The sequence below is a fragment of the Shewanella sp. SW24 genome (genome assembly GCF_025653395.1).
Classification (GTDB): Bacteria; Pseudomonadota; Gammaproteobacteria; order Enterobacterales; family Shewanellaceae; genus Shewanella; species Shewanella oncorhynchi.
The window spans coordinates 45,197-59,590 of sequence record NZ_JAKKSH010000016.1 but is presented as its reverse complement, the minus strand read 5'-3'; the positions used below and the strand labels follow the sequence as shown (position 1 = coordinate 59,590).

Genomic DNA, 14,394 nt, shown 5'->3' with positions numbered 1-14,394 from the left:
CGTTTAATGGCAATTTTAAAATCTCGTTTAGTAAAGATTATCGTAGCGTTACTTGTGCTCATTAGTTCGACCGCAGGTGCATTCTGGATTGGAACAAGTAGTGGAGATTGGAAGCTAGCAGAGCTTTTTGCATCGGAACCGGAAGTCGAACCTATACCAGTTGCAAAGTTTTACCCGTTAGAAAAGTTTGTGATATCGATTCCCGGGGATAAGTATCCCCATTACATGCTGCTTGAAATGTCATTAAAAAGCCGTAATCCCAATATGAAAGCGGTGTTGCTGGAGTCAGATCCACTTATACGAAACGCTATGATGAAGATGTTCTCACGTAAAACATTTGAGCAGTTGAACCACTTAGATCAGCTTGACAGTTTACAATCAGAAGCGTTGATATTGATGGTTAAAGTGCTGTCAGATAACCAATTACCATCAGATATTGATGAAGTACTCTTTACTCGCATGGTGATCCAGTAAGAGGCCTTATCATGACAGCAGCGGGCCAACTCGCATATCAACAAACCTGTGATTATCCAGTCGAAGAGCGTCAATCTGAACAACAGATTATTCGACAATACTTGCCATTAATCAAACGTATAGTCTCGCAGATGCGCAGTCACTGCGGCGTGATGTTATCACTCGAGGATATGGAGCAAATTGGCATGATGGCCTTGCTTGAGTCATCACGTCGGTATCCTGGCGAGCTGGATAATGGATTTATTTCCTTCGCTGGGCAACGGATTCGCGGTGCCATACTCGACGAGTTGAGGCGGCAGGATTGGCGTCCTAGACCTGTTAGACAGCAGGCCCATGAGCTTAATGATGTTGTTAGACGTTTGAGTCGAGAGATGGGACGTGAACCAAGCGATCTTGAAGTGGCCAGTGCGCTTGGGCTTAGCGCGGAGGATTATCGGGAACGTTTATACTCGACGCAAGCAGAGTCGATGAAAAGCTTAGATGAGTTGCTATTGGGCGGTGATCATCCAGTAGATAGAAGCAATGATGTTGAGCGGTTAATGCTGAAGCAAACCTTGATTAAAGTTATTTCAAAATTAAATGAAAGAGAACAGCTAATTTTGTCGCTTTACTATCATCATGAGCTGAATTTAAAAGAAATTGCTATGGCATTGGGATTGACTGAAACGCGTATTTGCCAGCTGCATAAATCAGCAATTTCACAGTTAAAAACAATATTGCAGCGCTAAAGTTTAAAAGTGAGAAGATCGTAATGAGTAAACTAGTTGGGCTGTTAATCATTTTAGCTTCTGTGTTTGGTGGATATGTTTGGGCTGGTGGAGCTTTGTCTGCATTGTGGCAGCCTGCTGAAATTTTAATCATTATGGGGGCCGGAGTTGGAGCGCTCATTATTGCTAACCCACAATCAGTATTAAAAGAGATGTTTGAGCAGTTAAAAGAATTATTTAATAAGGGCAAGGAAGATCCTGAATTATATCCTCAGCTATTTCCTTTGATGGGCACTTTAATGGCTCAGATCCAATCTCAAGGCTTAAAAGTGCTCGATGAACATTTAGAAAATCCTCATCAGAGCTCTATTTTTCTAATGTACCCAGCCGTGCTCAATCACCCAAATGTTTTACAGTTTTTAATTGATAACTTACGAGTGCAGTCTATTGGGAAAATATCTCCCCATGACTTAGAGCATATCCTAGAAGAAGAAATTCATCGTATAGAAGAGGACAGATTACGGCCATCGGAAGCTTTTAGTAAGGTGGGAGAGGCTATGCCTGGCTTTGGTATTTTAGCTGCTGTACTCGGTATTATCATTACTATGTCTAATATTGATGGCCCAATTACTATGATTGGTGTCAAAGTTGCCGCGGCATTAGTCGGTACATTTATTGGTATTTTCGCGTGTTATTGTTTCTTTGACCCAATGTCAAAGGCATTAGAACATCTAGTTGATCGCAAATCGGCACAGCTTCGGTGCATAGCCGCTATTTTAGTGACCTTTTCAAAAGGTAAACCACCAATGATGGCTATTGATGCGGGACGGAAACAAATACAAAGTGAAAATCGTCCTTCATTTATAGAGTTAGAACGTTGGATGGAAGGGCAGAGAAGCTAATGCTCCATAAAAATGAGCCGATTATTATCAAGCGGCGAAAGCGAGGAAAGCGTAATCATGGGCATGGTGGTGCGTGGAAAGTCGCTTTTGCCGATTTCACGCTTGCTATGATGGCGCTCTTTATGGTGCTGTGGATCATGCAAATCGCAGATCAAAAAGAGCGAACCATGATAGTGCAGTATTTACGTGGAGATATGAATCCCACTGGTCCAATGAATCCATTTGAGCTAAGTCAGTCATCTTCGATTATTGATTTAGAAGGAAATATGTCTATTGCTCCTCCAATCATACCTTCCAATTCTATGCCTAGAGGTTCGGAGTCAGAAGGATTAGAGGAGGGTGCGCTCATCCCCGGGCAATTTGATACTCAGGCGCAATTAACTGTGCTCGCCAGAGAATTGAATCGAGTCGTGCAAAGCTCGAGCATGGCTGAAAATATTGCCGTGACGATTGTGCCTCAAGGCATACGCATCTTAATTCACGATAATGTGAATCAATTTATGTTCACGCGAGGCAGTGCGCAGATGCAACCCTATTTTGAAGAATTACTTTTATCTTTAGGGCCGATTTTAAAAAATGTCACCAACAGCATGGTTATTTCGGGTCATACAGATTCAACACCTTATGCGGGCAATTTATTTACCAATTGGGAATTATCGAGTGAAAGAGCACTATTAGCACGAAGAGTGCTTGAGCGTGGCGGTGTTAAACGCGATCAGGTTATTCAGGTGACGGGTATGGCTGATCAGGTTCCTTACATCACTTCGGATACTGCTGCGGCGGCTAATCGTCGGATTGAGGCGCTTATTTTAACCTCCTCTGCTGAACAGTTATTAAGAGGCATGATTGGCGCTCCGAACGATACAGTCCCAAGTGGCGTTACAATCAACGAAATTAAGCGCCAAGCAAACACTCGCTAGTGTTAATACCTGCTCTCATTTGTTAGGGATGACTATGAATCTGTATGAAGAGTTTGTACATTCTGAGGATGAAGTTGAAGCGACCCCTGAGTATCAGATTATTGAATTTGATAATCGTCGAACTCATCAAAGATTTAGCCTGAGACGAAATAAAAGAGCGCCACTCGCATTTGCATGCGATGGCCTGACAGTAAATTTATCAACAACTCGCTGGTTTGTTATTACGCCGATTGGAACTGCAAATATAAAAGATATTAGCATTGGCGGTGTTGGGATTTTGTGCAATGAACCACTGCCAGTAGGGAGGAGATTCTATATTGAACTTGAGCAAACACGAGTCTTATGTGAGGTAACTCGAGAACACACGATTAAAGGTCGATTGAAGTTCTTAGGCGCTCGCTGGATTTATCGTGATAAAGCTGAAGTCCAGAACTTGATTGATGCAATTAGACTACGGGCGAAAATATAGGATATGCAATGGCTGCATCTTTTCATCGAAACGGCTCGGATAAATTACAGAAGGTCTTTCTGTATCTTATTCTGCTGAATTGGCTATTGCTTATTATTGTTGCACTCAATATGAATACATTACGCTTTAGCCATGGTGTTATGATTTCAATTATGATTTTTATCTATAATTATTTTCTGGCTCATTTATGTTTTATTCGTGCTGCCAGAGCGCAAGATGCTTATCTCATTTACCCAGTGGTTATTGGCGCACTCAGCTCCTTTTTCCTCGTTGTTTATTTCTTCTTTTTACTCTAAATCCCCTGCCTATAAAAATGAGTTGCGACTCATTGTTATAGGCTTTTGTTGAGCATTCTTGCATCTAGCTCACATGCTTTTTGGGTCGCTCGCATGGGAGCGACAACTTGGCCTTGTTTAGAATATTCATGCAGCTGGGTAGGTTTTGCCCGCGGTAATTGCGACAAGCCCAAAAGGGGCCGAATCGACCATCCTTTAACAGCATATCGCCACCACAGAGGCTACAAAGTGGTGCTATATGACCACAGTTCTCATTCAAACATACCTTAAAGCCAGCAAAGCGTGTGCGGGTCATTGGGCTAGCACAGAGCTCACAACCTTCTTCCTTGTGATCGCAAAGGGGAAAATGTGAGCAGGAATAAAACGATTTAAATTTTCCCGTTCTAGGCTTAAGCGTTCCCGTGCTACAACGCACGCATTTTATGTCTTCAAATAACCTTTGAACTAAAGAGATGCTGAACTCATCTTGTTCAATTGCGTAGCCTTTTGTAAGCAGTTCGGTGACGAATGGGCTCACGTCTGTCATATCGGCAATCACATAGGCGCGGTGTTTTGCCCGCGTTAACGCGACATAAAACAGTCGACGTTCTTCTGCAAATTCAAACGCTTCTGTTTTTGGTAAAAATGCATCTAGTATCGGAGGAGTGACTTTCATTGAAGGGAAGCCATGCATTCCCGTCTTCATCCCCATGATCACCACATAATCGGCTTCTTTCCCTTTCGAAGCATGAAAAGATTGGCACTCAATTTTCAAGTTAGGGTACTTAGCCTCGAGTTGGTTTACTTGGGTTTTATCGGGTAGCTGAAACCAAAAACGTGCCAGTAAATAGACGCTTGCTACGCTGTTAAGTTTGTCACTTCTAGCGCTTATCCTTGCACTAATGGCCATTAATGCTTGTTCCAGTGCATTTGGGCTTGGTTCATTTAGGTTTGACTGCTCATTTTCTCCGCGGCGTAATATTGAGACTGCAGAGTAGGCGACCTGCATGAGGGAGTGAATGTCCTTCCTCAATTGCGTGGGATTCTGGGTAACAAACTGAGTGGCGACTTGCCCAATACTACTGTTAAACCTAAAAGTCAGATCCAAGTAGCTTTGGGTTGTTGGGCCAAAATATTGGCTAAATTGCGTTGTTAAACTCACATCTGCACCGCTAAAACGATAAATTGCCTGCCAGTCATCCCCGACACAAAATAAAGACGCCAACGCTTTAGAATGGGGTGCACAGGAATCTCTCAAGGCGCGGACTAAGCGGGCACGTGGTTCTGAAATATCTTGGAACTCATCCACCATAATAAAACGCCACGGGCTAATGAATTGTCCGCGTTGTAGATACGTCAACGCTTTGCCAATCATGTCCTCAAAATCAATGTCGCCATTTATCGCTAAATGCTGCTCATAGCGCGTGAGTATGGGCTCAAGCAGTTCGAATGCCTTGCGGGTCTGCTGAGCATCGGCGGCGCGAGCAAATACACCCTCAAACCCATGTTCATCAAGGCAAGCCGCTTTATACAGCCCTATCAGCTGACTAAACATTTTTGCCAATTCGGTCACGCGGCCAAGTTCATGTAGGGTTGCTAGTATGGCTTCATCGGGTAAGGGCGCATATTGTACTTTAAAGACCTGTAAAGCTTGCTCAAGCTTACTGATTAACAACCCTTTTTTATGTTGGTAATAAAATAGCTCAACACACTTAGTGCCATGCTGTTGATGTAGCTGGCGTTTCCATGCCATCGATTCCAAGTATTTCTGGTTATCGATATAAGGAGCGGTATGCTGGTGTTCATCAATACCATAGTATTCAAGATAAATTTGGTATTCAGGCAGATAGAAATCGGGTTGATACTGACGAAAATCAATACTGCGCACATCATGCTCATACTTAGCTTCATAGACATATTCGATTCCATTACTAAATAGCCAGTTGGCAATGTAGAGCTCACCAAAGCTTTTGACTCGCTCACCTTTAAGACTGCGAATATCGTTATTATTTAAGTATTGAAAATACTCGCCTTCCATATCGAACTCGAATGGGCTTTTTTCAACATAATAGAAACGACTGAAGTACTCGAAAAGTTGTTTACGGTAAGCCTCATTTTCAATCAAAGTCTCAAGGGTATTGTGCACCCACAGCTCTTTGGCTTTGTCATCCTCCGCTAAAGGGGACAAACTCGGTTTCGCGCGCTCAACGTCGGCGATAATTTTTGAGCCTAAACTGTGGAAGGTGCTCGCCTTGATATCATCCGTACCAAGCCTGCTTTTAATCCGCGCATCCATCTCGTCAGCCGCTTTACGGCCATAGGCTAATAGCAATATTTCATCGGCTTTTGCTTGACCACTCTTAAGCAAATATCCTGCTCGACCGACCATCACACTGGTCTTTCCCGTGCCCGCGCCTGCCAATAACAGGTTATTGTTATCATCGATAATACAAGCTCGGCACTGTTTTTCGGTTAAGGGATTAGATTCTACATGCTCAAAATAGTCAGCAAATTTAATGAGCTGCGACTGAATGTAATCTTCACGCAGTTGCTTTATATCGGCGCGAGTCCAGCGGTGGATTTGCTTAAGCCTCGCTAACCCTGTGTGTAAATGTGTCGCCAATGGCAGGTTTTCACCCCAAGGGAACCAACGCTGATATTCGCGCGCGACTCTGGCTTGTATCATTTCCACCCGTGATTCACGTAAATAATTGTGTGTCAGTGTCTTATCCACTTTCGCCATTAACTCAGCAACGCGCGGCCCATTGGCATTCGCCCAATACTGTGCGATTTGATTGCTAAATTGATGCTGTGCAAAATAGCTGAGAAACGGCAGTTGATAGGCTTTGCCTAATACCGTGAAACCGAGTAGATAACCTAGTGGACTTAAGGTAAAAAATGGTGGGGAATCGAGCTGTTGCCAGGTAAAACATTCGTCAGCTTCTACTTTGTTAGCGCTGCGAGAGTGAGCAAAAAAGCCGCCTTTAGTGCGATTAATGCTAATACCACTCGTGGTGAGTTTTACCGCATCAGCTTTGCCAATAAAGAAACGGCCAAACCAACTGTGTTTGATATCTTGTTCAGAGTGATTCAATGACAATGTAAAACCTACGGCTAAAAAGTTTTAGAATTAACAGACTGATTTTTAAATGCATTATAACTTAAAAAACGATGGCTCGTGTCAAGGTTGTGCTATGGGCTGTATGGATTATTTATTAATTTTGGTCGCTAGAGCAGCTAAGTGCATTGTATTGGTGAATGATGTCTTAGTTGGCGTGAGAGGCGTGGCAAACCAAGCATGATGGTAACTGTGTAACTATGTGCATAAGAAGGGCGCGCATTAGAAAGGTTTACATTAGAAAATGGTGTATCAGAAAGCAAAAAAGCCTGAATCTCTTCAGGCCTTTTCTTTTTCAATACAAAAGCTTAATCCTTGCGGATTAATTCATGCCGTATTTTTTCAATTTTTTACGCAGAGTACCACGGTTGATACCTAGCATGTTTGCTGCGCGGGTTTGGTTGCCACGAGTGTGTTGCATGATGATGTCAAGCAGAGGCGCTTCAACTTCGCTTAGCACCATTTCATAAACTTCTTGTGCTTCCTGACCGTCCAACTGTGCGAAGAAGTTAGTTACGGCACGCTTGACGGCGTCACGTAATAACTGGGGCTTGATAGTGCCGTTTGCTGTTTCGATTTTGCCAACGGTAAGCTGGTGAACTTCTGTGTTAGTTGTCTGATCAAACATTCTATTCTGCTCTTTATTAATTCTGTACTAATTCATCAAAATAACATTCCACGAGGGAATACTGTTCTGCAGCGGTTTCCAGCCGATTAAAGTCAGCCCTAAATTGGCGCTGAGCTTCTTGGTCTAGGTACCATCCCATATGTTTTCTGGCGAAGCGGATACCCTTGTATTCACCATATAAGTCATACAGTTTGGTGAGGTGTTCCAGCATCACTTGACGCTGTTCGGCAACCTCAATGGGCGCTAGCTTATTACCCGTTTCCAAGTAGTGCTGGATTTCTCTGAAAATCCAAGGCCGTCCTTGAGCACCCCGTCCTATCATCAAGGCATCGGCACCGGTGTATTCCAGCACAAAGCGGGCTTTCTCCGGACTGTCGATGTCCCCATTGGCGACGACAGGAATCGAGACATTCTGTTTGATTGCTTTGATCGTGTCGTACTCGGCGTTGCCTCTGTACATACATTGTCTCGTGCGGCCGTGAACGGCGAGCGAGGCTATGCCACAATCCTCTGCAATCTGGGCGATTTGAACACCATTCTTGTGTTCTGGCTCCCAGCCGGTGCGAATCTTTAACGTGACAGGCACATTCACTGCGGCGACCACGGCTTGTAAAATCTCTTTTACCAGCGGTGGATTTTGCATTAGCGCTGAGCCAGCCAGCTTTTTATTCACTTTTTTCGCGGGGCAACCCATGTTGATATCAATGATGTGAGCACCTTGTTCGACATTGAACAAGGCGGCTTGCGCCATTAAATCAGGATCAGCACCTGCAATTTGCACTGAGCGGATGCCTTCCTCGCCAGAATGCGTCATGCGCTGGCGGCTTTTATCTGTATCCCAAACCTCGGGATTGGATGAAAGCATCTCGGAAACCGCTAAGGCTGCGCCATAACGAAGACAAAGATTGCGGAAGGCTTGATCGGTGACACCTGCCATTGGTGCCACGATCAGCTGATTGTTCAGTTGATAGGGTCCAATCTGCATTTTATGTTTCACCTTAGCTCTTCAAAGGGGCGCTATAGTAGCCCTTTTTGTTGGCCGTGAAAAGGTCAATAAATGACCTAGAGGTAATTTTTTTTCTTGACTTTTAATCGACGAGAAGTCAGAGGCCAAATTGTTGGAAGCCAGCGGTGGCGCATGTTGCGCCACCCTTTAGCGCTATTTACGCTTACCTGTCAAGCGGCTCCAATCTTCTTTGTGAGCCGCTGCGTCCATATCGAACCATTGGCTATAAAAGTCAGAGATTTCTTGGGCTTGTTCTTTGAGGAGACCGGAAAGGGCAAGTTTGCCACCGGTTTTTACGCGTTCTGCGATCAAAGGCGCTAATTCTCGCAGAGGGCCTGCAAGAATGTTAGCGACCAGTACGTCGGCTTTGAGATCGGCGGGTTGGTCTTCTGGCAAGTACAAGGCTAGCTTGTCAGCGACATCATTGCGCTCGGCGTTGGCACGCGAGGCGTCGATGGCTTGATAGTCGATATCGATACCTGTGACTTTTTTCGCGCCCAGTTTCAGTGCGGCTACGGCTAAGATGCCTGAACCACAGCCAAAATCGATCACTTCTTCATCGCTTAAATCTAAGCTGTCTAGCCACTCTAAACACAGTGCTGTCGTGGGATGAGTGCCAGTACCGAAGGCAAGACCCGGATCTAAGATCACATTAACCGCGGTTGGATCTGGGATTTCGCGCCAGCTTGGGCAGATCCATAAGCGTGTGCCAAATTGGATGGGGTGGAAGTTATCCATCCATTCGCGTACCCAGTCTTTATCTTCAATTTGTTCGACTTTATGGCTGAAGTTCTCACCGAGGAAAGGTAAGGTTTTCAGCATGGCGATGGTCGGTGTCAGATCGGTTTCTGCATCGAATAAGGCCACTACCACGGTATCGCGCCACAGTGGGGTTTCGCCCAATTTAGGTTCAAAAATAGGGGTATCTTTACCGTCTTCGAAGGTGATAGAGACTGAACCTTCTTCCATGAGCAAGTCGCTGATGGTTTCAGCGTCATCGCTATTGGTGTTTATACGGAGTTGGATCCAAGGCATGGGGGCATCCTGTGACTGAGTGTTCATAAACTAAGGGTTCAAAATATCGCGGTATTGTATACCCAAACTATCCCAAAATGCAGGATGTAGCGGGAATTTAAAGCGCTTTAGGTAAGGTCGTTTGGTTATCACTAGGCTTTAGGTTCGACGACTGGCTATCCTGGTATTACGCTTTTGTCTATACAGACAAGGCGTTAGCTGGCGGGTATGGATTGGTGTTAAAAAACGAGTTGTCAGTTTTATTATTTGATATAACACTATGAAAAATATTGGTTAATTGGTTTTACCTTTGTTTGGTTTTGATACGTTTTTTGTGATCATCTTCTAAGAGTTTAACTCCGTCAGGTGAGTTGGCTCACGCTTTAAATCTGTGACACTGAAGCCTGATTTGAGTTGCTGCTATGGTGTAGTTTGCCAAGAGGTGCCAACGATAAACGACATAGGTTAATTCAAGATGACAAGCATAACTCGAGTTCACAATAGGGTGAGTACACCGCTAGGTCATCCTTGGTCGGCTAAGGCTGATAGGCTGCAGAGTGCGACAGGGATTATGCTTGGCAGCTTTTTACTATTACACATGCATTTTGAATCGAGTATTTTGCTGGGTAAAGAGGCTTTTTATCGGGTCGTTCAGTTGCTTGAAGGTGGAATGTTTAGCAGCACAGGACATGGTTTTCCTATAGTCACTAAAGTGTTTTCAGTGTTTATGCTATTGGTGGTGATAGTACATGCCGCGGTGGCGCTACGGCGTTTTCCGGCGCAGCTAGGGCAATGGCGAGCCCTGCGTTCGCACATGGGGAATATCAAGCATAAGGATACCCATGCGTGGTTTTGGCAACTGATCACTGGCTTTATCTTATTTTTCCTCGTTCCTGTTCACCTCTTCACTATGATTTTGAATCCCGAAATTGGCCCGCATTTATCGGCTGAGCGGGTTTATCACGATAACGCTTGGTTGCTGTATGCGCTGTTACTTCCCGCTGTAGTGGTACACGCCATGATTGGTCTCTATCGCGTGGCGGTAAAGTGGGGCATAACCACTAAACGTTCAGGTCTACGAAAAGTCGCTAAGGTGTTGATTATATATCTGCTATGCCTTGGGACTGCGAGCCTTGTTTCATATCTATTTATCGGTAGCGAGCTCGATATTCCTGTGCAGCCCTTCGTACCTGAGTAGGCTTTAAGCCAGCAGCAGGATTTTGTTTCACTGCTATTATTAAGCATTAGGTTAATTATTCAGCACTCAATTGATCTGGCTCACGTTTTCGTGTGGATGTGTGAGCGATATTAGTTTGCGATAAGACTTAATGAGATTGGCTCGATAAGGTCAACGGTGTGAGGCGATAGGATGGCGATCAAATTAAATATTAAAAAATGGAGTGCTTGGCTGGATTTAAGCCAGAGTTTGTCAGGGGTAATACTCGCAGTCTTTTTGTGGACCCACTTAGTGTTAGTGTCATCGATTTTATTGGGTGCGGATGCCATGAGTTGGGTTGCTCGCACTATGGAGCTGAGTTTTCTGTCCGCTGATGGACACGGTTATCCTTGGGTAGTGACTTGTATTGCCATTGGTATTGCCATTTTGGCGTTAGTGCACGTGTTAGTGGCATTGCAAAAATTACCCATGAGTCTGCGTCAGCAAAGGGCTCTGCGCCAACAAATGCAAGTGATCAACCACAGCGATACTCGCTTGTGGCGCTGGCAAGCCATTACTGGTGTAGTGATTTTACTGCTGTTGCCTGTGCATTTGTGGCTTATTGGCTCGGCTCCCGAAACCATTGGCCCTCAGGGAAGCGCCGATCGTATTTGGAATCAAGGTGTCTGGATGGTGTATCTGCCTTTACTGCTCACTGTGGAGTTACATGCAGCAATTGGTATTTACCGTGTGGCTTTGAAATGGGGCGCGGCGCGGGATCTCAACAACCGCAGTCGATTACGTAAGATCAAGACCATAGTGAGCGTGCTATTTGTCACTGTTGGCGTCGCCTCGCTTCTGGCATTTTTACCCTACGCGAGTTAATTCCGCTTTTAATCAATGATTAAGTTAATCAGTGAATAGAATGTTGAACATAAAAAAACAGCACAAAACAATAGACCCCATTAAGGAGCAGGCGTGAAACTGATTTATACCGATTCATTGGTAGTAGGAGCTGGGCTCGCGGGCTTAAGGGTCGCTATCGCTTCGAAAGAGCGTGGGCTTGACACTTTAGTTCTCTCACTCATTCCTGCAAAACGTTCCCACTCTGCTGCCGCTCAAGGAGGGATGCAGGCGAGTTTAGGCAATGCAGTTAAGGGAATGGGCGATGATGAGGATGTGCATTTTCAAGATACGGTAAAAGGTTCCGACTGGGGCTGCGATCAAGATGTCGCACGAATGTTTGCCCATTGTGCACCTAAGGCAGTACGTGAGCTGGCCAATTGGGGCGTGCCTTGGTCTCGGGTGACTGCTGGCCCGAGAGAAGTGATAGTCAATGCGCAAAAAGTCACGCTACATGAGGCCCAAGAAGCCCATGGTCTTATTAACGCCCGTGATTTTGGCGGGACTAAAAAATGGCGCACTTGTTATACCGCCGACGGTACAGGTCATTCGCTGTTATACGCTATGGATAACAAAGCGATTTCCATGGATATTCCCGTCCATGAACGTATCGAAGCCTTGGCACTTATTCACGATGGTAAGCGTTGCCATGGCGTAATTGCTCGTTGTTTGATTACGGGTGAACTTAGAGCCTATGTGGCTAAGTCCACTACGATAGCTACTGGTGGTTATGGCCGAATTTATGAAGTGTCGACCAATGCGATCATCTGCGAAGGTATTGGCCAAGCGTTGGCATTGGAAACGGGCGTGGCAAGGCTTGGCAATATGGAGGCGGTACAATTCCATCCCACTGCCATTGTTCCCGTGGGCATTTTAACAACGGAAGGGTGCCGTGGTGATGGCGGCTTATTGCGCGATAAAGACGGTTATCGCTTTATGCCTGACTATGAGCCCGATAAAAAGGAGTTGGCATCGCGGGATGTAGTATCGCGTCGCATGACCGAACATATACGTAAAGGTAAGGGCGTCGATAGCCCTTATGGCCCGCATTTGTGGCTAGATATTACCCTTTTAGGTCGCAAGCATATTGAAACGAATCTTAGGGAAGTGCAGGAAATTTGTGAGAATTTCCTTGGCATCGATCCCGCTAAAGATTGGATCCCTGTACGCCCAACTCAGCATTATTCTATGGGCGGTATTCGGACTAATGCCACAGGTGAAAGTCCGCAGCTTAAAGGCTTATTTAGCGTAGGTGAGGCGGCTTGTTGGGACATGCACGGCTTTAACCGTTTAGGCGGTAATTCGTTGGCCGAAACCGTGGTTGGTGGCATGATTATTGGTAAATATGTCGCCGATTTTTGTGAGAACAATAGCCTTGAGATCGACACTCAGCTTGCTGAACGGTTTATGCAGCAGGTGCAGAGTGAAATCGATGTGCTGGTCGAGGGTGATGGTCACGAGAGCGCCTTTGAACTCAAGCGCGAAATGCAGCGCATCATGATGGATTATGTGGGGATTTTCCGTAATGGCCCCGAGCTTGAAAAAGCGGTTTCCGAGCTAAAAGTGTTGCTCGAGCGTTCGCGTAAACTCGGACTTAAGTGTAAAAAGCGTCACGCTAATCCTGAGTTAGTTGAAGCCCTGCGGGTCAAGCGTATGCTAAAAGTGGCGCTAACCGTAGCCTGCGGCGCAGCGGCGCGAACAGAGAGTCGTGGTGCCCATGCTCGCGAGGATTATCCGCAGCGAAATGATCGAGACTGGCTGAATCGCACCTTGGCCAGCTGGCCGGTTCCCGATGCACTCGAACCTGAGCTTAACTACGAAGCACTCGATGTGATGAAGATGGAACTCCCGCCGGGTTATCGTGGTTATGGCATCAACAACGCCATAGTGCATCCCAATACCGAAAAGCGTGAACAGCAAATTGCCGAGATTTTAGCTGAGCTAGGTGATGATGCTGACCGTTATCAAAGGCAGCGGGCTCTTATGCCCTTTGAATTACCCGAGAGCTTACAACCCAATAATGAACGTTTAAGTGATACTTTAAAAAGTCCATCTGCCAATGCATTAGGAGAAAAATCATAATGAGCCAAGGTCGTCAGTTAACCTTTAATATCTTTCGTTATGATCCGCAGGAGCCAAACGATAAGCCGAAAATGGTGCGTTATCAGCTTACCGAAACGCCGGGGATGACGGTATTTATCGCCCTTAATAAACTCAGGGAAGAACAAGACACTTCATTGCAGTTCGACTTTGTCTGTCGTGCTGGCATCTGTGGTAGCTGCGCTATGGTGATCAACGGTTTCCCGACGCTAGCTTGCCGCACCTTAACGGCCAAATACCCTAAGGGCGAAATCACCTTAATGCCGCTGCCAGGTTTTGAGTTGATTGGTGATCTCTCGGTTAATACTGGTAAGTTTATGCGGGAACTGGCCGAACGCTTAAAGCTGTGGTTATACCCTAAGGCCAATGATATAAGCGTGCATCGGCTTGAAGATCCTATGGATCCAGATGAAGCTGCGCGTTTGTATGAGCTAGAGCGCTGCGTTGAATGTGGCGTGTGTGTTTCTGCCTGTGCGACTAAACAAATGCGTGAAACTTTTGTCGGCGCTGTGGGCATGATGAAAATAGCCCGTTTCGAGATGGATAGCCGTGATGCGCGCACTGCGGAGGATTTTTACCATGTGATTGGCAATCAGGATGGCGTGTTTGGCTGCATGACTTTACTCGGCTGCCAAGACAACTGTCCTAAGGATTTGCCCCACATGCAGCAAATTGCGTATTTACGCCGCAAGATGGCCATGACTTTGATTTGATTCGTGATA

At 45.5% G+C, this 14,394-nt stretch carries 14 protein-coding genes; 10 read left to right on the top strand and 4 right to left on the bottom strand.

Going from position 1 to position 14,394, the window contains the following annotated elements; genetic code table 11:
- Nucleotides 1-6 precede the first annotated feature (6 nt).
- The 6 genes from fliL to L5M17_RS14190 are packed head-to-tail and all read left to right on the top strand — an operon-like array spanning nt 7 to nt 3,768.
- Nucleotides 7-474: a flagellar basal body-associated protein FliL gene (fliL, locus tag L5M17_RS14215; protein ID WP_168825867.1), complete on the top strand. Its 468-nt coding sequence runs from the start codon at nt 7-9 to the stop codon at nt 472-474.
- 11 nt (nt 475-485) lie between these two features.
- Nucleotides 486-1,202 carry an RNA polymerase sigma factor FliA gene (locus L5M17_RS14210; RefSeq protein WP_113940808.1) on the top strand — a complete coding sequence of 239 codons (717 nt, stop codon included), beginning with the start codon at nt 486-488 and terminating at the stop codon, nt 1,200-1,202.
- 23 nt (nt 1,203-1,225) lie between these two features.
- Nucleotides 1,226-2,083, top strand: coding sequence for a flagellar motor stator protein MotA (gene motA, locus L5M17_RS14205; protein ID WP_168825865.1), 858 nt, complete (start codon nt 1,226-1,228; stop codon nt 2,081-2,083).
- Nucleotides 2,083-3,003, top strand: a complete 921-nt coding sequence (locus L5M17_RS14200) for a flagellar motor protein MotB (RefSeq protein ID WP_131523401.1) — start codon at nt 2,083-2,085, stop codon at nt 3,001-3,003. The genes motA and L5M17_RS14200 overlap by 1 nt, the downstream gene beginning before the upstream one ends.
- Nucleotides 3,004-3,037: 34 nt before the next feature.
- A complete protein-coding gene (locus L5M17_RS14195) occupies nt 3,038-3,472 on the top strand; it encodes a pilus assembly protein PilZ (RefSeq protein WP_113940805.1) in 435 nt (144 codons plus the stop codon).
- 8 nt (nt 3,473-3,480) lie between these two features.
- Nucleotides 3,481-3,768 (top strand): hypothetical protein, encoded by a 288-nt coding sequence (locus tag L5M17_RS14190; RefSeq protein WP_113940804.1) that lies wholly within the window; start codon nt 3,481-3,483, stop codon nt 3,766-3,768.
- Between the two features lie 64 nt (nt 3,769-3,832).
- Here the strand turns inward: L5M17_RS14190 and L5M17_RS14185 are convergent, their stop codons facing one another.
- From L5M17_RS14185 to prmA, 4 genes are all read right to left on the bottom strand, one after another.
- Nucleotides 3,833-6,847 carry a UvrD-helicase domain-containing protein gene (locus L5M17_RS14185; RefSeq protein ID WP_263148198.1) on the bottom strand — a complete coding sequence of 1,005 codons (3,015 nt, stop codon included), beginning with the start codon at nt 6,845-6,847 and terminating at the stop codon, nt 3,833-3,835.
- A 340-nt stretch (nt 6,848-7,187) separates the two neighbouring features.
- Nucleotides 7,188-7,493, bottom strand: a complete 306-nt coding sequence (fis, locus tag L5M17_RS14180; protein WP_006083371.1) for a DNA-binding transcriptional regulator Fis — start codon at nt 7,491-7,493, stop codon at nt 7,188-7,190.
- A gap of 16 nt (nt 7,494-7,509) precedes the next feature.
- On the bottom strand, nt 7,510-8,478 hold the full coding sequence (dusB, locus tag L5M17_RS14175; RefSeq protein WP_105250428.1) for a tRNA dihydrouridine synthase DusB: 969 nt from the start codon (nt 8,476-8,478) through the stop codon (nt 7,510-7,512).
- A 174-nt stretch (nt 8,479-8,652) separates the two neighbouring features.
- Nucleotides 8,653-9,534, bottom strand: coding sequence for a 50S ribosomal protein L11 methyltransferase (gene prmA / locus L5M17_RS14170; protein WP_105250427.1), 882 nt, complete (start codon nt 9,532-9,534; stop codon nt 8,653-8,655).
- A gap of 454 nt (nt 9,535-9,988) precedes the next feature.
- On the opposite strand from prmA, the gene L5M17_RS14165 reads away from it, so the two are divergent.
- The 4 genes from L5M17_RS14165 (at nt 9,989) to L5M17_RS14150 (ending at nt 14,385) form a co-directional block, all read left to right on the top strand.
- Nucleotides 9,989-10,711 (top strand): fumarate reductase cytochrome b subunit, encoded by a 723-nt coding sequence (locus tag L5M17_RS14165; RefSeq protein ID WP_131523403.1) that lies wholly within the window; start codon nt 9,989-9,991, stop codon nt 10,709-10,711.
- Between the two features lie 171 nt (nt 10,712-10,882).
- On the top strand, nt 10,883-11,554 hold the full coding sequence (locus L5M17_RS14160) for a fumarate reductase cytochrome b subunit (RefSeq protein WP_173247897.1): 672 nt from the start codon (nt 10,883-10,885) through the stop codon (nt 11,552-11,554).
- A 93-nt stretch (nt 11,555-11,647) separates the two neighbouring features.
- Complete coding sequence (locus tag L5M17_RS14155) at nt 11,648-13,654, top strand: fumarate reductase flavoprotein subunit (RefSeq protein WP_263148197.1); 2,007 nt, start codon at nt 11,648-11,650, stop codon at nt 13,652-13,654.
- The gene (locus L5M17_RS14150) at nt 13,654-14,385 is read left to right on the top strand and encodes a fumarate reductase iron-sulfur subunit (RefSeq protein ID WP_263148196.1); all 732 of its coding nucleotides are present in this window, start codon (nt 13,654-13,656) and stop codon (nt 14,383-14,385) included. Before L5M17_RS14155 ends, L5M17_RS14150 begins: the two co-directional genes overlap by 1 nt.
- The last annotated feature ends 9 nt before the right edge of the window (nt 14,386-14,394 follow it).